General features: G+C 71.7%; 15 protein-coding genes. 9 read left to right on the plus strand and 6 right to left on the minus strand.

What is annotated here, in order from left to right; all coding sequences use genetic code 11:
• Nucleotides 1-29: 29 nt before the first annotated feature.
• The 7 genes from ACTWPT_RS25790 to ACTWPT_RS25820 all read left to right on the plus strand — a co-directional run bounded on the left by ACTWPT_RS25790 (nt 30) and on the right by ACTWPT_RS25820 (nt 8996).
• On the plus strand, nt 30-3032 hold the full coding sequence (locus ACTWPT_RS25790) for an AAA family ATPase (protein WP_443180019.1): 3003 nt from the start codon (nt 30-32) through the stop codon (nt 3030-3032).
• 300 nt (nt 3033-3332) lie between these two features.
• A complete protein-coding gene (locus tag ACTWPT_RS25795) occupies nt 3333-4199 on the plus strand; it encodes a terpene synthase family protein (RefSeq protein WP_443180020.1) in 867 nt (288 codons plus the stop codon).
• 258 nt (nt 4200-4457) lie between these two features.
• The gene (locus ACTWPT_RS25800) at nt 4458-5051 is read left to right on the plus strand and encodes a GTP-binding protein (RefSeq protein ID WP_443180021.1); all 594 of its coding nucleotides are present in this window, start codon (nt 4458-4460) and stop codon (nt 5049-5051) included.
• A gap of 23 nt (nt 5052-5074) precedes the next feature.
• Nucleotides 5075-5551 carry an Lrp/AsnC family transcriptional regulator gene (locus tag ACTWPT_RS25805; RefSeq protein ID WP_443180022.1) on the plus strand — a complete coding sequence of 159 codons (477 nt, stop codon included), beginning with the start codon at nt 5075-5077 and terminating at the stop codon, nt 5549-5551.
• A gap of 255 nt (nt 5552-5806) precedes the next feature.
• Nucleotides 5807-7204 (plus strand): glycosyltransferase 87 family protein, encoded by a 1398-nt coding sequence (locus ACTWPT_RS25810; protein WP_443180023.1) that lies wholly within the window; start codon nt 5807-5809, stop codon nt 7202-7204.
• Nucleotides 7201-8328 carry an L-talarate/galactarate dehydratase gene (locus tag ACTWPT_RS25815; RefSeq protein ID WP_443180024.1) on the plus strand — a complete coding sequence of 376 codons (1128 nt, stop codon included), beginning with the start codon at nt 7201-7203 and terminating at the stop codon, nt 8326-8328. The genes ACTWPT_RS25810 and ACTWPT_RS25815 overlap by 4 nt, the downstream gene beginning before the upstream one ends.
• Nucleotides 8325-8996, plus strand: coding sequence for a FadR/GntR family transcriptional regulator (locus ACTWPT_RS25820; protein WP_443180025.1), 672 nt, complete (start codon nt 8325-8327; stop codon nt 8994-8996). Before ACTWPT_RS25815 ends, ACTWPT_RS25820 begins: the two co-directional genes overlap by 4 nt.
• Nucleotides 8997-9062: 66 nt before the next feature.
• Here the strand turns inward: ACTWPT_RS25820 and ACTWPT_RS25825 are convergent, their stop codons facing one another.
• The 6 genes from ACTWPT_RS25825 to ACTWPT_RS25850 are packed head-to-tail and all read right to left on the minus strand — an operon-like array spanning nt 9063 to nt 15705.
• Entirely contained in the window at nt 9063-10037 is a 975-nt protein-coding gene (locus tag ACTWPT_RS25825; RefSeq protein ID WP_443180026.1) for an N-acetylglucosamine kinase, read from the minus strand.
• Nucleotides 10037-11296, minus strand: a complete 1260-nt coding sequence (locus tag ACTWPT_RS25830) for a 6-phospho-beta-glucosidase (RefSeq protein WP_443180027.1) — start codon at nt 11294-11296, stop codon at nt 10037-10039. Before ACTWPT_RS25830 ends, ACTWPT_RS25825 begins: the two co-directional genes overlap by 1 nt.
• A complete protein-coding gene (locus ACTWPT_RS25835; protein WP_443180028.1) occupies nt 11293-12189 on the minus strand; it encodes a carbohydrate ABC transporter permease in 897 nt (298 codons plus the stop codon). The genes ACTWPT_RS25830 and ACTWPT_RS25835 overlap by 4 nt, the downstream gene beginning before the upstream one ends.
• Nucleotides 12186-13124 carry a carbohydrate ABC transporter permease gene (locus ACTWPT_RS25840; RefSeq protein ID WP_443180029.1) on the minus strand — a complete coding sequence of 313 codons (939 nt, stop codon included), beginning with the start codon at nt 13122-13124 and terminating at the stop codon, nt 12186-12188. Before ACTWPT_RS25840 ends, ACTWPT_RS25835 begins: the two co-directional genes overlap by 4 nt.
• A 1-nt stretch (nt 13125) precedes the next feature.
• On the minus strand, nt 13126-14457 hold the full coding sequence (locus ACTWPT_RS25845; protein WP_443180030.1) for an ABC transporter substrate-binding protein: 1332 nt from the start codon (nt 14455-14457) through the stop codon (nt 13126-13128).
• Between the two features lie 51 nt (nt 14458-14508).
• Nucleotides 14509-15705, minus strand: coding sequence for an ROK family transcriptional regulator (locus ACTWPT_RS25850; protein WP_443180031.1), 1197 nt, complete (start codon nt 15703-15705; stop codon nt 14509-14511).
• Between the two features lie 324 nt (nt 15706-16029).
• Here ACTWPT_RS25850 and ACTWPT_RS25855 point away from each other — a divergent pair, with 324 nt between their 5' ends.
• Together ACTWPT_RS25855 and lnt are read left to right on the plus strand one after the other, a co-directional pair.
• Nucleotides 16030-18222, plus strand: a complete 2193-nt coding sequence (locus ACTWPT_RS25855) for a HelD family protein (RefSeq protein WP_443180032.1) — start codon at nt 16030-16032, stop codon at nt 18220-18222.
• Between the two features lie 516 nt (nt 18223-18738).
• Nucleotides 18739-21078, plus strand: a complete 2340-nt coding sequence (gene lnt / locus ACTWPT_RS25860; RefSeq protein ID WP_443180033.1) for an apolipoprotein N-acyltransferase — start codon at nt 18739-18741, stop codon at nt 21076-21078.
• Nucleotides 21079-21080 lie beyond the last annotated feature (2 nt).

Genomic DNA, 21080 nt, shown 5'->3' on the forward strand with positions numbered 1-21080 from the left:
TGGGGGGAGGCGGCGGAGGGGAGTGCGGCATGTTCGTCGGCAGGACGGCGGAGCTCGCCCTGCTGCGCGCCGAGCTGCGCGCGGCGGGCGGGGGCCGGGCCAGGAGGGTGCTGATCGAGGGTGCGGAGGGGATCGGCAAGTCCGCCCTCGTCCACCACACGCTCGGCGGGGAGGCGGGCGTGCGGGTGCTGGCCGCCAGCGGGGAGGAGGGCGAGCGGCGGCTCGCCCTCGGCGTGATCCGGCAGCTCGCGGACGAGCTCGTGCGGGGGGATGCCGGCCTCGGTCCTGGGCGGCTCGAAGGGCTGGGGGCGGCCGGTCTGGACGGTATTGCCGCAGATCTGGAGGGCTTCGCGGGGGCGGGGCTCAAGGCGATGGGGTGGGATCCGTGGGCGGCGGGACAGGTGATCTGCGATGTCATCGGGGCGTTGCAGGCGCATGGGCCGGTGGTAGTGCTGATCGACGACGCCCAGTGGGCGGACCGGCCGTCGCTGCACGCCCTGGGGTATGTGCTGCGGCGCCTGCGGGCGGGGCGCGTGCTCGTGCTGGTCGTCGTCCGCGACCTCGCCGACCCGTGGCTGCCCGACGGGCTCCGGCGCCTCCTGAGCCGCGACGAGGCGCTTCACCTCACGCTCGACGGCCTGAGCGCCGCCGACCTGACCGAGCTGTCCACCGCCCTGCCGCCGCCATCGGGCCCGATTCCCGGTCTGGGCGGTACGGGACCGCTCGCGGGCCTCGGCACCGCGGGGCCGGTTCCAGGTCTCCGCCGCGTGCCGGGGAACGCCGCGTACCGGCCGCTGCCGGGGCTCAGCCTGGGGGCGGCCGAGCGGCTGCGCGTGCACGTACTCGGCAGCCCACTGCACGCCCGTGCGCTGCTGGCGACCGTGCCCCGCGCCGTTCTGGAGGACGCCTCCGCGCCGCTGCCGGTCCCCGGCACCTATTTGGGGCCCTTTACCCGCCGCTTGAAGGGCTGCACCCCGGCCGCCAGGCAGCTCGTCGCCGCCTGCGCCGTGCTCGGGGCGGGGTGCCCGCTGCACGTGGCCGCGGCCGTCGCCGGCGGGCTCGGCGACCCGCTGAACGCCGTGGAGGAGGCCGTCGCCGCCGGGCTGCTCCGGGAGCTGCCCGGCCGTCTGATCGGCTTTCCCGAACCACTCGCCCAGGCCGCCGCCTACGACGGGCTGGGCGCGGGCACCAGGGCTTGCGTGCATCTGGCGGCGGCCGCGCTCGCCGGCGACACCGGCACGGCGCTGCGGCACCGGGCCGCCGCGGCGAGCGGACCGGACGACGTGCTGGCCGAGGAACTGGCCGGGTACGCGGCCAAGGCCGCGCAACACGGGCAATGGCGGGAAGCCGCCGCCCATCTGGAGCTGGCCGCCGGGCTCTTCGACGCCGCGCACGCCCCGGCCCGCCGCGACGAACTGCGTACGGCCGCGCTGGAGCACGTCCTCATCGGGGGCGACGTGCTCCACGCGGCACGGCTCGCCAGCGCCTTGGGGATACGCGGCGCCACCGAATCGCACTCTTCGCACGACGCAGGCCAGCGTTCTTCGCACGACGCAGGCGCGTGTTCCTTGCGCGGTGCCGATCACGACGCCGGGGACGCCGCGCCGGTGCGCTGGTACGTGCTGGGCCGGCTCGCGCTCGTCTCCGGGCACTTCGACGAGGCGTCGGCGTTGCTGGCCGAGGCATGGCGGCAGCGGGAGCCCAGCCTGGCCGCCGACGTGGCGGAACAGCTGGCCTGGCTGCACCTGACCTTGGAGGATCGCGCGGGGGCTGTGCGCTGGGCCCGACTGGCGATCGAGCAGCCCATCCAGGGCACGATCGCGAGGCCGTACGACGTGCTGGCGCTGGCAGGGGCACCCAGCGCCGGCGCGCCGCCCGGCAGCCTCGCGGCGGCCGTCGACCACCTCGGGCGGGACGCGCCGGAGCAGGCGTGCGCCGTGCTCAAGCAGGTCGTGGCCGAGGCCGAGACGGCGCGGCTGCCCCACCACCGGCTGCCGGCGACCGCGCTGCTGGCCGCCGCCGAGCATGCGTGCGCCCGATGGGACGACGCCGCCGCCCGCGCCGAGCACGCGCTGGCCGAGGCGGCGGCGCTCGGCCAGCGATGGCTTCTGCCCTGCCTGGAGGCGGTGTGCGTAGCGCCGCTCGTGGCTCTGGGCGAGCACGAGCGGGCCCTCGCCCACGCCACCGCCGCCATGACCGCCGCCCGCCGCATGCGCCACGCCCAGGGGGAGACCCAGGCCGGCCTGGCGCTGGCGCTGCTCGGCATCGAGGACACGTCTCCGGCGGTGGGCACCGGGGCCGTGCCGCCGGGGGGCCCGTTCGTCCCCGACCCGTTCGTGCCCGACCCGCGGCCGCGCCGGATCGAGGCGCTGATCGCCGAGGGCCGGCTGACCGAGGCCGAGCGCGCGCTCGCCGCCTTCGGCAAGCTCGGCTCGGCGCGCAAGCCCGATGGGGCGCACGACCCCAGCCCGCGGCTAGAGGCGGGGTCGCGGGCGCACCGGTCAGGTAGGGCGGACGAGACCGGCGGGCCGCGCGGGCGGGTGGAACGGATCCGGCTTGGGGCGCTGCTGCTGGCCGCCAGGAACGTTCCAGCGCAGGCCGAGGAGAACTTCGCCCGTGCCCTGGCGCTCGTCGAGCGCGGGGTCTGGCCGCTTGAGGAGGCGCGGGTGCTGCTGGACCTCGGACGGCTGCTGCGCCGCACCGGCAGGCGCAGGGCGGCCGCGGAGCGGCTCGCCGCCGCCCGCAGGATCTTCGAACGCCTGGGCGCGTGCCCGCTCGTGGACCGCTGCGCGCAGGAGCTGGAGGCGTGCGGACTCGAACCGCAGGCCACGGTACGGCTCGGGCTGACGCCCCAGGAGCTCAGCACCGCCACGCTCGTGGCCCACGGCATGACCAACCGCCAGATCGCCACAGAGCTGCTGATCAGCGTCAAGACGGTCGAATACCACATCGGCAAGATCTACACCAAGCTCGGCATCAGCTCCCGCGTCGCGCTCGCCGCCAAGGTCGCGACCGACGCCCGATCGGCATGAAACCCGCCCATCCCGGATCCGTATCACTCCGCCGGGCCCAGGCCGACGCCCTCCCGGCAGCGGTGCCGCCGCGCCATCAGTGCGCACCGCCGGGCCGGGCGGACGGCCTGGCGGGACAGTGCGGGCAAGTCGCCGGCGTCGACCGGCGGCAGGTGACAGCCGGCGGAGCGAGCTGATCAGCCACGGTGTTGATACCTTGATCGATAGTGCGCGATCATGAAACTATTCTCCAATAGATGTATATATCCGGGTATTGGGGGTCGTCGCCCATGATCCGCGAGCCGATCGAGCGGCCCTAGGATGTCGGACGGCGAGCCGGGCGAGGCGTACGAGCTCGGCAGGACGTGCGCGCTGGCCGCCGAGTGCGGCCGGGACCTACGACGCTGCGCCCAGATGTACGGCGTGCTGTTCCCTCCTGCGGCCTTCGACGCCGAGCTGTACAACACCCTCACTCTCACCACCGCCTTCAGCGCCCCCTGGGCCGCCGCAGACCGTCTCAAGGGCGTCAATCGGGCCACCCTGTGGGTCCTGGCCGTCGACCGGCTCGTGGACCACACCGCGACCACCCGCGAGCAGGTGAACCGCCTGACCCGCGAATGCCTGTCCGTCGCCGACGGCGCCGTCCCCCGTTCGGCGGTCACCCGGTTCCTGGCCGATCTGCGCGACGAGCTGGGCACCGTCAAGGAGTTCGACGGCCTGCAGTGGCTCTGGCGCGACCAGCTCGCCAGGATGCTGGCGGGCATGGCCAGGGCGTGGGTGTGGCGCAACGCGCAGGCCGCGCCCACGCTGGCCGGATACCTCGACAACGCCGACAGTCGCGGCTCGTGCTTCGTGGACCTGTCCCACTGGATCTACACGGGCGACGACTGGGTGAAGGCCCACCTGGAGCAATTACGCGCCGTCAGCCGGCATGTGCAGCGTTACCTGCATCTGCTCGGCGACATGGCGTCGTACCGGAGAGACATGAGCTGGGGCGATCTGAACATTCTGGGACTCGGCGTCAGCCGCGCCGAAGTGAGCGACGCGATGGCCGGGCTCGCGCGCGAGGCGGCGCAGCTGATCGAGCCGGTTCGCGAGCGCAGCCCTCGCGCTGCCGCCTACCTGCGCAGACAGCTCGGCTTCCACGCCGGGTTCAACGGGATTCCCGATCCAGGTCACACAGCGTAAAGGTCGTGTCCGAGGGACATGACATCGGGCTTGACTCTGGGGGAGGGAGACCGGCGAATAACAGGGCTCTGTGCGGCAAACCGTGACATTTTGATTCTTGCAACAAATTGCGGCTTGAGTGGAAAATGTGGCGTTGCTAGGGTGTCTCGATGCCAGGCATGTGGATCGGCCTTCTCAACACACCTTGACAGGTACCACTGACCACGGCACCTCAGGGGAGGGGCCACGCATGCGCGGGAGATGTACGGGCGGTGCTGGATGGAATTCGGTCGCTCTGACCATTGGCGACTACCGACGGCGATCAAAATCTTGATCGCCGGGGGATTCGGCGCGGGCAAGACCACCATGGTGGGCGCCGTCTCCGAGACCCGGCCCCTGCGCACGGAGGAGGCGCTCACCCAGGTCGGCACGCACATCGACGACCTGTCCGGCGTCGAGCGGAAGCTCACCACCACCGTGGCCATGGACTTCGGCCGCATCACGATCCGCAACGACTACATGCTCTACTTATTCGGCACCCCGGGCCAGGAGCGGTTCTGGTTCGTGTGGGACGAACTCGCCATGGGCGCGCTGGGCGCCGTGGTGCTGGCCGACACCCGCCGCCTGGACGACTGCTTCCCGTCCGTCGACTACTTCGAAAAGCGCGAGCAGCCGTTCATCGTGGCGCTCAACTGTTTCGAGGGCACGCAGCCCTTCACCGTCGGCGAGGTACGTGACGCGCTCGGCCTGGAGCCGGACATCCCCATCGTGCGCTGCGACGCCCGCAGGCGCGACTCAGGCAGGGAGGTCCTCGTCACGCTCGTGGAGCACGCGATGCGCCGGGGCGTCACTCCGGTCGGGACCATGTCGTGACCACGACCGGCTACCTTTGACCGATGGAGGAGATCGACCGCCGGATCGTCGCGCTGCTGGCCCGCGACGGCCGCATGAGCTTCACCGACCTGGCCAGGGAGACCGGGCTGTCGGTCTCAGCGGTGCACCAGCGCGTACGCCGTCTGGAGAAGCGCGGCGTCCTGCGCGGATACGCCGCGATCGTCGACCACGACGCGATCGGGCTGCCGCTGACCGCCTTCGTGTCGATCAAGCCGATCGATCCCGCCGCGCCCGACGACGCCCCTGAGCGACTGGCCCACCTGGCGGCCATCGAGGCATGCCACAGCGTGGCGGGCGACGAGAGCTACATCCTCAAGGTGCGCGTCGCCTCGCCGGTGGCGCTGGAGGACCTCCTGCAGCAGATCCGCGCCGCCGCGAACGTCTCCACTCGCACCACGGTGGTGCTGAGCACCCCGTACGAGCACCGGGCCCCGGACATGACCGCCGAACCTGCCCCCGCCCAGAACAACTCCGCCTGACCGCCCAGCGCACGTCTGCCGTCCCCCCAAGGAACCCCGTCCGAGGCGCGCCTGCGGGCTCGTAGCGTGCGGCGGCCTGCGGCACATCTCTTACGAAGTGCGGACGGATCGCGCCGCCACCTCCTCACGGGCAGGAGGTGGTGCCAGGTTATGAGCTGTTGCCGGCTCGCTTCCCGGCCTAGGCCGGCATGCGACGAGGCCACGCTGATGTCCGTTTTACTCATGTAACACAGAGAGCCGAAGACGCTGCGCACCATGAGGGCACGACAGCCGCACCTGACGGCCGCTTCGCGGGACGGCGCGACAGCGCAGGCACCGGCCCAGAGCGCACCCCGCCCTGCGGCCCGTCGTGGGCGGCGGTGGGCGGGTGTGGCGGCGGCGCTGGTCGCCGCGCAGGTGACCGTCCTCGCCGTCCTCTTCCACACCGCCCCTGACGGGATCTTCTGGTGGTACGCCGCCGCCTGGGCGCTGTTCGGCGCGGCGGTGTGGGCGCTGCGTGGCGTGCCGGACCGCCCGGCGGGGCGGCTGGTGCTGGCCGGGGGACTGGCGATGATCGCCACGGGCCTGCTGGGTCCGCCGGCCACCAGCACGGACTCCTTCCGTTACGCCTGGGACGGCCGCGTCCAGTCGGCCGGCCTGTCCCCGTACGACCGCACACCGGCCGACCCCGCCCTCGCCCACCTCCGCGACCCCTGGCTGTTCCCCGATTGCGCGCTGGGGCGCTTCTACCCGATCGACGGAGCCTGCACGAGGATCAACCGGCCCACCGTGCACACGATCTACCCGCCGCTGGCGGAGGCGTACTTCCTGCTGGTGGACCGCCTGAGCCCGGAGGGCGCCCGGCACAAGCCGCTGCAGGTCTCCGGCGGGCTGCTGGCGGCGGGCACCCTGGCCGCCCTGCTGATCCTGCTGCGCAGGCGGAACGTGCGGCAGACCGCGTACTGGGCATGGTGCCCCGCCGTGCCCATGGAGGCGGTGAACAACGCCCACGTCGACATGCTCGCCGTGGCCGCCGTCGTGCTCGCCCTCGGTGCCGCCCGCGCCGGGCCGCTCGGGCGCGGCGCGCTGCTCGGCGCGGCGGTCGCGGTGAAGCTGGTGCCGGCCGTGGTGGTTCCGGGCGCGCTCTCTGGGGCGCTGTCGAGCCCGCGGGCGGCCCGGTGCGCGCTCCGGACCCTCATCCCTGCCGTGCTGGTCGTGGTCCTCGCCTACGTGCCGTACGTGCTCGCCTCGCAGGCGTCGGTGCTCGGCTATCTGTCGGGCTACCTGGCCGAGGAAGGCTACGACGAGGCCGGTGCCCGCGACAGGTACGCGCTCCTGCGCTGGGCGCTGCCGGACTCCTGGGCGTTGCCCGCCGCCCTGGCGATCCTCGCCGCCGTCCTGCTCCACGTCCTCAGGCGCGGCGACCCCGACCGCCCATGGCGCGGCGCGCTCGTGCTGACCGGCACGGCCCTCCTCGTCCTCACCCCCGGCTATCCCTGGTACGCCCTGCTGATCGTCGGCCTGGTGGCTCTCGACGGCCGCTGGGAATGGCTCGGCGTGCCCGTGGCGGGCGCGGTCGCGTACCTGACCTCCGCCGGTACCCCGGCCTATGCCGCGGCCGCCGCCCTCGCGGCTGGCGTCTGGGTTGTACGACGACATAGGATGTTGTCATGATGACTTCTGCGGATCGTATTGCCTGGGTGCGCCTTTCCTCCGTTTACCTCCCCCTCGACACACCGGTCAGCGACGCCAAGGTGCTGACCGGCAGGCAGCGACCGATGACCGAGATCGCGTTCCTGTTCGCCGAGATCGGCACCGAGCAGGGGCACGAGGGCATCGGGTTCGGCTACTCCAAGCGCGCCGGCGGCCCCGGCCAGTACGCGCACGCCAAGGAGATCGCCAACGACCTGGTCGGAGAGGACCCCAACGACATCGCCCGGCTGTGGGACAAGCTGTGCTGGGCGGGCGCGTCGGTGGGCCGCAGCGGGTTGGCGGTTCAGGCCATCGCCGCACTCGACGTGGCGCTGTGGGACATGAAGGCCAAGCGCGCGGGCCTGCCGCTGGCCAAGCTGCTCGGCGCCCACCGCGACTCCGTACGCTGCTACAACACTTCGGGCGGGTTCCTGCACGCGCCGATCGAGCAGGTGCTGCACAACGCCACGGCGGCGCTGGAGCGCGGCATCGGCGGCATCAAGATCAAGGTTGGCCAGCCGGACACCCGGACGGACCTGGCCAGGCTCAAAGCCGTGCGCGAGCACCTCGGCGACCAGGTGCCGCTGATGGTGGACGCCAACCAGCAGTGGGACCGGCCGACGGCCGCGCGGATGGGCCGGGCGATGGAGGAGTACGGCCTGGTCTGGATCGAGGAGCCGCTGGACGCCTACGACCACGCCGGGCACGCGGCCCTGGCCGCCGCGCTGGACACCCCGATCGCCACCGGCGAGATGCTGACCAGTGTGGGCGAGCACGCCGAGCTGATCAGGGCCCGCAGTGCGGACGTCATCCAGCCGGACGCGCCGCGTATCGGCGGCGTCACCCCGTTCCTGCGGCTGGCGGCGCTGGCCGAGCACGAGCGGCTCCAACTCGCTCCGCACTTCGCCATGGAGATCCACCTCCACCTGGCCGCCGCGTACGCGATGGAGCCGTGGGTGGAGCACTTCGAGTGGCTGGAGCCGCTGTTCAACGAGCGCCTGGAGATCCGCGACGGCCGCATGCTGGTGCCGGACCGGCCGGGCATCGGCGTCACGCTGAGCGAGCAGGCGGCCAAGTGGACCGCCGAGCGGTACGAGACGACGTGACCAGCCGCACGCAGCAGCTCGTCGACACCCTGACCGCGCGCATCCAGGAAGGCGTGATCAGGCCCGGCGAGCGGCTGCCGACCGAGAGCGACCTGGTGGAGACGTACGGCGTGAGCAGGACCGTCGTGCGCGAGGCCATCGCGCGGCTGAAGGCGGCAGGGCTGATCGAGACGCAGCACGGGCGGGGCAGCTTCGTGCTGGCCCGGCCCAGCACGACCGGCTTCGACCCGGCGCCCGCCAAGACCCGCCAGGAGGTGGTCGACCTGCTCGACTTCCGCATGGGGGTCGAGGTCGAGGCGGCCGGGCTGGCCGCGGCCCGCCGCACTGAGGCCGGGCTGGCGGGGCTGCGGGAGGCGCTGGAGAGCTTCGAGTCGGCGGCCGGCCACCCGAGCGCGGCGGTCAACGCCGACTACCTGTTTCACCTGCGGGTCGCGCTGGTCACCGGCAACCGGTATTTCGCCGACCTGCTCGCCTCGCTGGGCCCGTCGATGATCATCATGCCGCGCGAACGTCTGCGTCCCGATCGGCCGGACTTCGCCAGGATCGTCGCCGAGCACGACCACATCTACGCCGCGATCCGGCGGCAGGACGCCGAGGCCGCCCGCGCCGCCGTCCGCGTGCATCTGGCCAACAGCCGCGCCCGCCTCCTGCAGGACGAGGACCCCTGAGCCTGACGGTCTTGCCCCGGGCATCCCGACGGTACCAAGCGCCCGCGCAGACCGCCCTGCGCGGCCTCAGGGCGTGCGGGACGGCTCGAAGTGGGCGCGCAGGCGGGTCCTGGCCGCATCGGAGGCGCCGAGGTGGTCCAGGCCGAGCAGGGCCGCGCCCATGACCGGCGCGACGTCGGCCACCACCAGCTCGGCCCGCGGCGCCCGCACCGCGAACTCGGTGTCCAGCAGCGACGTCATCAGCGGGTCCCTGGCGGTCAGCAGGCCGCCGCCCAGCACCACCTCCGCCGGCGTCCCCAGCAGGCCGAGCCGGCGCAGGCAGACCTCGGCCATGACCGCCACCTCCTCGGCCTGCCGCTCCACCAGCGACCTGGCCACCGCGTCCCCGGCCGCCGCCACCGCGAACACGCCGGGCGCCAGCTCGTGCAGCCGGGCCCCGTCCACGCGGCCGAAGTGGATCTCCAGCACCAGCTCCTCGACGGTCCGCGTCCCGAAGTGGGACGTGATCAGCCCGGCCAGAGCGCTCGGCACACCTCGGCCGTCCTCGGCCCTGGCGGCATGCCACAGGGCCTGCTCGCCCAGGCCATGGCCGCCGCCCCAGTCCCCGCTGATCGGCCCGAGCGCGGGGAAGCGGGTGACCGCGCCGTCAGGCGCGACGCCGACCGCGTTGATGCCCGCCCCGCACACGACCGCCACCCCCCACGAGTCCGACGCGCCGGCCCGAAGCAGCGCGAACGTGTCGTTACGCACCACCACGTCCGTCCCGAACCCCCGGGCGGTGAACTCCCGGGCGAGCGCCTCCTCTTCCACCGGTAGGTCCGCCCCGGCCAGGCAGGCCGACACGTGGTCGAAACCGTACGCGGGCGCCAGCGCCGCGACCGCCTCCTCGACGACGCTCACGGCCGCGGCGACGCCGTCCTGCTGCGGCACGAAAGGTCCCGAGCGGCCCCTCCCGAGCACCTCGCCGTCCTCCGACAGCAACGCCACGTCCGTCTTGCTGTTGCCGCCGTCCACGGCCAGAACGAGCCTGTGAGGCGCCACTAGCCCACCGTCCAGGGCAGGTGCTCGCGCCCCGCCCGGAGCAGCAGGCCGGTCAGCTCCTCGGCGAGCTCGTCCTGCCCGATCAGCGGATGGGCGAGCAGCGCGTCACGCACCCGGTCCGCGCCGCCGTGCCGGGCCGCGTCCAGGGCGAGCGTCTCGTACGCGGACACGTTCGCGATCAACCCGGCGAACAGCGGCTCGACGGGCACGACCGGCAACGGTACGGCCCCGCCTGCGCCGACGGTCGCCGGCACCTCGATCACCGCCTCGTCGCCGAGGAACGGCAGCATGCCCGCGTTGCGCACGTTCACCACCTGCGTGTCGCCCCGATCGCCGAGCAACGACGCGATCAGCGCCACCGCCGCCTCCGAATAGAACGCCCCGCCCCGCTGGGACAGCAGCTCCGGTTTCTCCACCACGGACGGGTCGGCGTACAGCTCCAGCAGCCGTGTCTCCATCTGCGCCACCTCCGCGGCCCGCGTCGGCTTCGAGCGCTGCTCGCGCACGACCGCGTCATGAGCATAGAAATACCGCAAATAGTAGGACGGAACGACGCCGAGCCGGCGCAGCAGGCCCGGCCGCAGTCCGAGGCTGTCGGCGATCTCCTGGCCGTGCTCGGCCAGCAGCGCGGGCAGCACGTCCCGGCCGTCGAGGTAGACGGCCCGCTCCCAGCTCAGATGGTTGAGCCCGACATGGCCGAGCGAGACCCGGGCCGGGTCGGCGCCGAGCCAGCCGGCGAACCGCCGCTGGAACCCGATCGCCACGTTGCACAGCCCGATCGCCCGGTGCCCGGCGTCCAGCAGCGCCCGGGTGACGATCCCGACCGGGTTGGTGAAGTCCACGATCCAGGCGTCCGGGGCGTGCTCGCGTACCGTCTCGGCGATGCCCAGCACGACCGGGACCGTGCGCAGCGCCTTGGCCAGGCCGCCCGCGCCCGTCGTCTCCTGCCCCACGCAGCCGCAGCGCAGCGGCACAGTCTCGTCCAGGTCGCGGGCGGCCTGCCCGCCCACCCTCAGCTGGAACAGCACCACCTGCGCCCCCGCCACGCCCTCCGCGACCGAGGAGGTCGCCAGCACCCGCGCCGGGTGCCCGGCGTGCGCCAGCATCCGCCGCGACACCCCAGCGACCAGGTCCAGCCGCGCGGGGTCAGGGTCGATGAGGGCGATCTCCGACACCGGCAGCTCGTCGCGCAGCCGCGCGAACCCGTCGACCAGCTCCGGCGTGTACGTCGACCCGCCCCCGACCACGGCCAGTTTCAACCCTTCACTCCCGTCAAGGTGACGCCCTCGATGAACACTCTCTGGGCGAGGAAGAACACGATGATCACCGGCGCCGTCACCAGCAACGTGGCGGCCATGGTGAGATTCCACTGCACGCTGTGGAACGCCTTGAACGTCGCCAGACCCAGCGACAACGTCAGCTTCTCCTGCTCGACGCCGGCGTACAGCAGCGGCCCGTAATAGTCGTTCCAGCAGTAGAAGAACTGGAACAGGGCCACCGCCGCGATCGCCGGACGCGCCATCGGGAGAATCACCCGCAGCAGGGTCTTGATGTCCGAGCAGCCGTCCACCTTGGCCGCGTCGGTGTAGTCGCGCGGGATCGTGACCAGGAACTGGCGCAGCAGGAAGATGGAGAACGCGTCGCCGAGCAGCATGGGCAGGATCAGCGGCCACAGGCTGTCGGTCAGCCCCAGCCGCGCCCACACCAGATAGATCGGCACCGCCACGACCTGCGGCGGCAACATCATCGTGGTGATGACCACGAGGAACGCCAGCCGCCGCCCCCGGAAGCGGAACCTGGCCAGCGCGTACGCCACCGGCAGCGACGACACCACGGTGAAGACCGTGCCGAGCGCCGCGTACATCAGCGTGTTGCCCGCCCACCGCAACAGCAGCGACTTCTCGAACACCACCGCGAAGTTGTCCCAGTTCCAGCTCTGCGGCCACAACTCGCTGGTCAGCGCCTGCTCGTCGGTCATCAGCGCGGTCAGCCCGATGAACACCACGGGCGCCAGGAACATCAGCGCCAACGCGATGGCCAGGGAGTGGGTGGCGATCCAGACCAGCATGCGACGCCGGCGCGCCCTGGCCCCGTCGTGCCGCGCGCCCCGGGCGAGCGCCGTGCGGGGCGGCGAGGTGATGGTGGCGCTCATGAGACCTCCTCGGCCCGGCGGAACTGCCGCAGCAGGATCAACGTGAAGATCATGGAGGTGCCGAACAGCAGCAGCGCCAGCACGCACGCGTACCCCATGGTGTAGTCGCGGAAGCCGACGTGGAACAGCCACTGCGGCAGCGTGAGCAGCGACTCTTCCGGGTAGCCCGGAGAGAACGAGCTGCCGGCCGAGTCGGTCACGCCCGAGGCCACCCGGGAGGCGATCATCGCCTGCGAGAAGTACTGCAGGGCGTAGATGACGTTCGTGACCAGGGCGAACATCAGCACCGGCGCGATCATCGGCAGGGTCACACTGCGGAACTGCCGCCACGGGCCCGCGCCGTCGATCGCGGCGGCCTCGTACAGATGCCTGGGCACGTCCAGCAGGGCCGCCATGAAGATCACCGTGAGCTGGCCGCAGCCCCACAGCGACAACATCGTCAGGCTGGGCTTGGACCAGGCCGGGTCGCCGAACCAGTCGGGCCCCTCGACGCCGAACCAGGAGAGAACCTGGTTGACCGGGCCGGTGCCCGGGTTCAGCAGGAACACGAACGTGATCGTGCCCGCCGTCATCGGCACCAGCGACGGCAAGTAGAAGATCGTCCGCAGCAGGCCGACGCCCGCCTTGAGCCTGATCACCAGCTGGGCGAGCGCCAGCGAGAACAGCACGGTCGCCGGGACCATGATGATCACCAGCCAGAGCGTGTTGCGCGCCGAGGTCGCCACCCGGGCGTCCTGCAGCAGGTAGCGGTAGTTGTCCAGGCCGATGAACTCGAGGGTGTACATGTCGTAGCGGTGGAAGGAGAAGTACACCGTGGACAGCAGCGGGTAGACGAAGAAGATCGACACTCCGGCGATCCACGGCGACAGCCAGGCGAGGGCACGCAGGCCCTCGCCGCGCCGCCATCGCGGCGGCGCGGCGTGGACGGCGCTCACATCAGCCTCCGGACAGCTTCAGCTTGTCGTTGATCTGCTTGTCCACGTCCTTCAGACCGGCGTCCAGATCCGGTACGGAGCCCTTCTCCCACTTGGCGACGAACGAGGCGAAGACCTCCTGGTTGAAGACGCTGTTCACGGTGGCGGGCAGCGTCGAGGTCTTCGGGTGGGCGAAGACGTCGAGGAACGTCTTGAAATTGGCGTCCTTGGCCAGGTCGGGAGACTCCATCGACGCCTTCGTCGTGGGAACGTTGCGCAGCGCGTTCGACAGCGTCACCAGCGAGCTCGTGTCGGTCGTCAGGTACTTGATCAGCTCCCAGGCGTGCTGCGGGTTCTTGGCGCCCTTCGGCACCCCGATGACGGTGCCGGCGGTGAACCCACTGCCGTACAGGTCGGGCTTGTCGTCGGCGACGGGCAGGGGAGCGGTGCCGTAGTCCAGGTCCTTGGCGTCATTGGCGAGCATGGCGTTGCGCCACTCGCCGTCCAGGATCATGGCGACCTTGCCCTTGTAGAAGGGGTGCTCGGCGCTCCACTCGTCGCCCAGGCTCTTGCGGAACTTCTCCAGCTTGTCGTGGCCGTACCAGTCGACCAGCTCCTTCTGCCAGGTCAGGAGCTGCTTCCAGGCCGGGTCGGAGCCGATGGCCGAGGTGCCGTCGTCGTTGTACCACTTCGCGCCGACCATGGGGCCGATGTGGCTGGGGCTGTTCTCGTAGTACTGGACGCTCGGGATGAAACCGGCCACCTTGATGTTGCCGTTCGCGTCGCGGACGGTGAGCTTCTTGGTCAGCTCGGTCAGCTCGCTCAGCGTCTTGGGCGGCTCGCTGCCCTTCATCAGGGCCTTGTTGTAGTAGAGGCCGTAGGCGTCGGCCAGCAGCGGCAGCGTGCACTGCTTGCCGTCGAAGGCCGTATAGGAACGTGCCACCGCCGGCAGCACGGTCAGATCGATGCCGTCCTGCTGGATCACCGGAGTCAGATCTTGGAACGCTCCCGACTTGCACCATTGGGCGACGTTGTCGGTGGTGAACGAGGCCGCCACGTCGGGCGCCTGGCCACCGCGGATGGCCTGGGTGATCTGGTCGTCCTGGACACCCTTGGTGGCCTTGACGGTGATCTGCGGGAACTTCTTGTTGAACCCGGCTATGGCGTCCTCGAACGCCTTGACCTCGGCGTCGGTGGAGAAGCCGTGCCACAACTCGATCGTGGCGGCGGGAAGGGCCTGCGAAGCGGATCCTGAGGGTTTGGGCTGGGCGCCGAGCGAGGGCCCGGCCTCCTTGCCGGCGGTGCAGGCGGTCAGCGCGAGGGCTGCGACGACCGCGAGGGGGACGAAGCGCACGGGGGGTGCCTCCTGCCAGGTTTGCGAGGGACCGGTTTACGAGGGACAGGTTTACGAGGGAACAGTGGAGCTGAAGACCTCCTCGCGCACGGTGTCGAGGGCCAGGTCGAGGGCGCCGGCCAGGACCGGGTTGCCCTCCACGCTCGACAACCGCACACGAGGCTGGGGGATGGTGAGCGCGTGCAGCTCATGCTCGACGAGCTCACGCAGGGTTTCGCCGCCGGACAGCACCACGCCGCCGGTCAGCACGATCAGGCCGGGGTCGACGACGGAGGTGATCGCGGCCAGGCCCACGGCCAGACGGGCGGCGATGTCACGCAGCCCGGCCCTGGCGTCGTCGGCTTTCTGCCCGGTGCCTTCGGCCGCGCGCACGGCGTTCGCGACGGCCTGGCGGAAGTCGGCGCCGCGCACGCCGTACGAGCGCAGCAGCTTCAGCACGGCCGGGCCACCGGTGAGCGCCTGGTAGCCGTGGTCGGCGAGGCGGCCGGCCTCGCGGGCCGTCGGCGCGCCCGGGGTCGGCATGTAGCCCACCTCGCCCGCGCCGCCGGTCGCGCCCCTGTGCATGCGCCCGCCCATGACGATGGCCGAGCCGATGCCCGAGTCCGCCCACAGCAGCACGAAGTTCTGGCTGTCCTGGGCGGCGCCGTGCGCCTGTTCGGCGAGCGCGACGAGGTTGACGTTGTTCTCGACGTTCACCGGCACGCCCAGCCCGGCACTGAGCGTAGGCACCAGGTCCGGGATCTGCCAGCCGGGCACGTCCTTGGTGGCGGCGTACCCGAGTCTGCCGGTGGTCGGGTCGATCGCCGCCTGTACGCCGATGACGACCCGGCGCAGTTTGTCCGGCGGGTCCGCGCCGAGCAGCGCCGCGTTGAGCCGGTCGACCAGCTCGCCGTGGGGCCGGCGCGGCGTCGGCAGCGTGTGCTCGCCCACGATCGCGCCGGTGATGTCGGCCACCTTGACCTCGATCCGGTCCGGGGTGACATCGAGCGCGCCCACGTACGCCGCGGCCGGGTTGATCCGGTAGACCTCCGCCGTACGGCCCGGCAGGCCCTCCCTGATGCCGTCCAGCACCACCAGCCCCGCCTCCTGCAGGCGGGAGAGAAGCTGGGATGCCGTGGGCTTGGACAGCCCGGTGAGCGCGCCGATCTCGGGGCGGGTCAGCGGGCCGCGTTCGAGGAGCGCCAGCAGAGCCGCGCGATCGTTGATGGCGCGTAGCAGACTGGGTGTCCCCGGCACGGGACCGCTCACGGCGACTCCTTCGCTCGCAAGTTAGGAAACTTTCCTAACTTGCGAAGAACGTAAGGCGGACCTGCCAGAATGGTCAAGAGCCGAAACGAAGACGTAACCGAACGTCTGGGAAGGAAGAAAAGGAGGGCGGAGTACCTCGACAGGCATGCTAATGTCGTCGTTTGTCGTAACAACAAGCAGAATGGCCCGGAGTGTCCCATTAACCACATTAATGGTCAGGCGGCAACTCGTCAAACGGAGCTCGCCAATGAGCAAGCATACGTCACGCGCCTCTACGGTCGGCTCGACACGCTGCGCGAGCGCACCCAGCACCAGCTGAAGGAGGTGCTGGCCGCGGGTGCCGTCGGCACGATGCAGAACCGGTCGGAGCGCGACTCGTTCGCCGACATGTACGCCTCCAGGCTCGCGCGGCTGTGGGCGGTCGAGCGCGGCCTGGTTTTCGGACGGCTGGATCACCTCGAGGAAGGCCGGCTCTACATCGGCAAGCTCGGCCTCACCGACGACGACCAGCGGAGGTTGCTCATCGACTGGCGGGCCCCGGTTGCGCAGCCGTTCTACCGCGCAACCCCGGCCGCCCCGATGGGCGTGACCAGGCGCCGCCACCTGCAGACCAAGGGCCGCACGGTCGTCGGCGTCGACGACGACCTGCTCGACCTCGACTCGCTCAGCGACGCCGACCGCGCGACGCTCAACGGCGAGGCCGCGCTGCTGGCCGCGCTCGACGAGCGGCGCACCGGCCGCATGCGCGACATCGTCGCCACCATCCAGGCCGAGCAGGACCGCGTCATCCGCAGCGACCTGGGCGGCGTGCTGGTCGTGCAGGGCGGCCCGGGCACCGGCAAGACCGTGGTGGCGCTGCACCGCGCCGCGTACCTCCTCTACACGCACAGGCAACGTCTGGAGCGCCGCGGCGTCCTCATCCTCGGCCCGAACCTCACGTTCCTGCGTTACATCGAGCAGGTGCTGCCCTCGCTCGGCGAGACCGACGTGCTGCTGTCGACGGTCGGCGAGCTGTACCCGGGGGTGACCGCCACCGCCAGGGAGCGCCCCGAGGTGGCCGCGCTCAAGGGCGACCTGCGCATGGCCGAGGTCATCGCCAAGGCGGTGCGGGACCGGCAGAAGGTGCCGCGCAAGCCCATCGAGCTCGCCGTCGGCCGGATCACGCTCAGCATCGACCGTTCCATGCTGGAGGCGGCGAAGAACAAGGCAACTCGTTCGCGCCGCCCGCACAACCAGGCCCGCTCCGTGTTCGTCAGGTCGCTGCTCAACGCGCTGGCCAGGCAGCAGGCCCGCAAGATCGGCAAGGGGCTGATCGACGAGGAGGAGCTGGCCGACCTGCGCGAGGAGCTGCGGACCGAGCCGGTGGTCAAGTCGGCGCTCAACCGGCTGTGGCCGTACCTGACGCCGCAGCGGCTGCTGCTCGGCCTGTACGGCTCGCCGGAGCGGCTCGGCTACGCGGCCTCGCAGCTGACGCCGGAGGAACAGGCGCTGCTGCGCCGTGACGGCGGGGAGTGGACCGAGTCGGACGTGCCGCTGCTGGACGAGGCCGCCGAGCTGCTCGGCGAGATCGACGAGCAGGTGCTGCGCGCCACCGCCCTGCAGGCGGAAGAGGAACTGGCCGCCGCCCGGCAGGCCGAGGAGCACCAGCGCGAGGCCGAGCTCGCCTACGCTCGCGAGGTCCTGGAGCTGACGGGCCTGTCCGACGTGATGGAGGCCGAGCGGCTGGCCGAACGCCAGCGCGGCGAGGGCCCCTACCTCACCACCGCCGAACGCGCCGCGGCCGACCGCACCTGGGCCTACGGGCACGTGATCGTGGACGAGGCGCAGGAGCTGTCGCCGATGGCCTGGCGGGCGGTCATGCGGCGCTGCCCGACACGGTCGATGACGATCGTGGGCGACATCGCCCAGACCGGCTCGGCCGCCGGGGCCCGGTCGTGGTCGTCGGCGCTGGACCCGTACGTGGCCGGGCGCTGGCGCCAGGAGCGGCTCACCGTCAACTACCGCACGCCGGTCGAGCTGATGGCCGTGGCCGCCCGTGTCCTGACCACCATCGACCCCGCTCTCGAGGCGCCCACCTCGGTACGCGAGCTTGGCGTCGAGCCCTGGTCGGCGCCGCTGTCGGCGCTGCCCGAGCTGGCCAAGGCCGAGGTTGGCGAGGGCGGGAAGGTCGCCGTGGTGGTGCCGGACGCGCTGCTCGAGTCGCTGGGCGCCGAGGTCACCGCGACCGTCGCGGGCACCGTGGTGATCACGCCCGGGGCCGGGCGGGCCAGGGGAGCCGAAGCCCTCGACGCGCCGGTGGCCGTCATGGGGGTGAGCGACGCCAAGGGGCTGGAGTTCGACTCGGTGATCGTGGCCGAACCCGACCTCATCGCCGCTCAGTCGCCACGGGGGCCCAGCGACCTGTATGTTGCTCTCACCCGTGCCACGCAGCGGCTCGGCGTCGTTCATGCGCGGCCGCTTTCGCCGGCCCTGCAGGGCTTGCCGAGCCGGTCGCCCGCACCGGGAAATGGGCTTTGATCTGCATTGCGGTGGCCAGGTCATACATGTCCTAGCTGCGGAAACTTGATGTTTCTGCTGATCGGGACACGGTTGACATCTGAGGTGGAGTCGGTAGTTTGCTGCGCAGTCCAGCACGGGACTTGGCCGGTTGGCCGTCTCTGACATCGCCGGATCCTGCGTCCGTGACGGAGCGTGGCTTCGTCCACACAGCCAGGTGCAGGGCCGTCGGTCCGTCGAGTCGGGGCACCCCAACCGGGCGGGGGGTTGGACCCGGGACGGGTCCGGGAGCCCAGTAGACAACGGAATTCCGAGCTCGCCGCCGACGAGACGGGTCCGGTCCGAAGGGTTTCCGGGCCCTCTTCCGCTCTCGTGCGCAGGACCGCCGAGTGCGCCGGGTGGTCCCGTGGGTCGCGGGATCACCCCGCCGCCACGTCGTTTCTTCGATCTTTCTTGTGCCTGCGCTGGCTCGAGCGCGGCCGTGGGGCGGTAGCGTTTTCGCAAGCAGGCGTTCGACGGTGGCGAGGAGATGCCGGAGTGGTTCAGGACAGAGCGAGCCTACCGCCCGCGACCGGGCACGGCTCAACTCCTGCCGTCGAGGCCGACCCGGGCTCCCTGGACGCGCTGGACTCCTCGGGCTCCGCGGACGCTCTTGGCTCCGCGGACGCTCTCGGCTCCGCGGACGTGCGGGACTCGCTGGACGCACCGCCGAGCCGGCCCACCGGGGACACCACTCCGGCAGCACCGCCGTCCGCCGCCGACGTGTCCGCCCCCGGCCTGTCCTCCCTCGACTTGATCAGCCCTCCCGAGACGAGCCGGGAGCGCGACCGCACGCTGGGTGCGACGGCGGCACCCCCCGCCGACGCCGCGCCGTCCGAGGCCGGTCGAACCGGCGAGACGTCGGACGACAGCGGAGCGGAGCGCGGCTCCCAGATGGCGCCGGCGGCCGAGCAGGCGGCCGGCGCTGAGCGCGCGGATGCGCCTGTGACCGCCCCGGCGCGTGAGACATCGGCAGACGGCGGAGCGATGAGCGACCCAGACACCGACACCGACACCGACACCGACACCGACACCGACACCGACACCGACACCGACACCGACACCGACACCGACACCGACACCGACACCGACACCTCAACGGTGGCCGATGGGCCGCGGGAGGCGGAGGGAGTCGGAGGTGAGGCCCCGGACGCGACGCCCGTAGTGCCGTCCGGCGGAGATGACGTGCCGCCCGACGGCGGCGGTGTGGCCCCTGCGACAAGGGACGTGGCCCCTGCGACAAGGCCGGACGCGGTGCCCGGGACACTGGCCGGCGGGGGAGAGGCCCCGCCTGCGGCGGCGACCGCGGCCGGGGAGGCCGGGCGCGAGTCGCGCAAAGTGCTGGCGGCCCGGGTCGTGGCGGCCGTGGTCGGTGGGATCACGCTGTTCGCCGCTTTCCCGCCGCTCGGCTGGTGGTGGTGCGCGCCCCTCGGCATCGCGCTGATCATCGGGTCGCTCTACGGCACCCGGCCCAGGCGGGCCGCCTGGCTGGGCTATCTGAGCGCGGCGGTGTTCCTGTTCCCCGCCCTCGCATGGGTGCGCACCATCGGCGACGATGTCTGGCTGATGCTGGTCGGCACCGAGAGCCTGTTCTACGCCGCCATGGCCGCTCTGGCCGCGCTGGTGTTCAGGCTGCCCGGGTGGCCGGTGTGGTTCGGCGGACTGTGGGTGGGCATGGAGTGGGCCCGCGGGCTGGTGCCCATCGGCGGGTTCCCCTGGGCGCGGGTGGCCTTCAGCCAGGGCGAGTCGTTGTTCACGCCCTACGCCGCGCTGGGTGGGGCGCCGCTGGTGTCGTTCGCCGCGACCCTGTGCGGCGCGCTCCTGGCCCACGCCGTCCTGGTACGAAGCCGGGCGTGGCGCAGGGCGATCCCGGTTGCGGTGGCACTGGCGGTGCCGGTGCTCACCCTGGCGATACCGCGGCCGGGCGACGAGGGCCGCAACATCAACGTCGGCATCGTGCAGGGCAATGTTCCGGGCCGCGGCATGTACGCCCTTGGCGACGAGCCCGCCGTTGTCCTGAAAAATCACGCCAACGAGACGAAACGCCTCGCCGAGGCCGTACGCGCCGGGAAACTCCCCAAGCCCGACATCGTCGTCCTGCCGGAGAACTCCACCGACATCGACCCCTACCAGGACGAGATCGCCCGCCAGATCATTCAGGACTCCGTACGTGACGTCGGCGTGCCGACGCTCGTCGGCGCTGTCGTCGCGATCGGCGACGAGCACCGTGCCACCCGCAGCCTGGTGTGGGACCCGGTGACCGGGGCCGGCGCCTACTATGACAAGCAGAACCTGGTGCCGTTCGGCGAGTACACGCCGTTCAAGGACATCGTGCTGGCGCTGTGGGAGCGGGCCGGCCTGGTCGGCAGGCAGTCCGTTCCTGGCGACAAACCGGGCGATCTGAAGATGGGCCCGGTCACGGTCGGCGCGGTCAACTGCTACGAGGTGGCCTACGACGGCACCGTGCGCGGCACCGTGCGTGCCGGCGGCACCCCGCTCGTGGTGCAGACCAACAACGCCTCCTACGCTTTGTCCAACCTGCCGCCGCAGCAGCTGGCGATGTCGCAGCTGCGCGCGGTCGAGCACAACAGGGCCGTGGTGACCGCTGCGACCACGGGAATCTCGGCTTTCGTCACGCCTGACGGTAAGGTCGCATGGCAGACCCGCGAGCTGGTCGCGGACATGAACGTGGTCAAGGTGCCCGTACGCACCCAGGAGACGCTCGCCACCAAGGTGGGTGCGTTTCCTGAGTGGGCATTGATGGTGATGGGAGCGGCGGCCGCCGCGGTCGCCGCGTGGCGTGGCAGGCGGCGAGGCGACCAGGTGAGGAACGACTGAAC

The organism is Nonomuraea sp. 3N208 (assembly GCF_052245935.1).
Classification (GTDB): domain Bacteria; phylum Actinomycetota; class Actinomycetes; order Streptosporangiales; family Streptosporangiaceae; genus Nonomuraea.

Coding starts and splice junctions, on each gene's coding strand:
- ACTWPT_RS25790 (WP_443180019.1), top strand. CDS start 30: ATGTTCGTCGGCAGGACGGCGGAGCTCGCCCTGCTGCGCGCCGAGCTG.
- ACTWPT_RS25795 (WP_443180020.1), top strand. CDS start 3,333: ATGTCGGACGGCGAGCCGGGCGAGGCGTACGAGCTCGGCAGGACGTGC.
- ACTWPT_RS25800 (WP_443180021.1), top strand. CDS start 4,458: ATGGAATTCGGTCGCTCTGACCATTGGCGACTACCGACGGCGATCAAA.
- ACTWPT_RS25805 (WP_443180022.1), top strand. CDS start 5,075: ATGGAGGAGATCGACCGCCGGATCGTCGCGCTGCTGGCCCGCGACGGC.
- ACTWPT_RS25810 (WP_443180023.1), top strand. CDS start 5,807: ATGAGGGCACGACAGCCGCACCTGACGGCCGCTTCGCGGGACGGCGCG.
- ACTWPT_RS25815 (WP_443180024.1), top strand. CDS start 7,201: ATGATGACTTCTGCGGATCGTATTGCCTGGGTGCGCCTTTCCTCCGTT.
- ACTWPT_RS25835 (WP_443180028.1), bottom strand. CDS start 12,189: ATGAGCGCCACCATCACCTCGCCGCCCCGCACGGCGCTCGCCCGGGGC.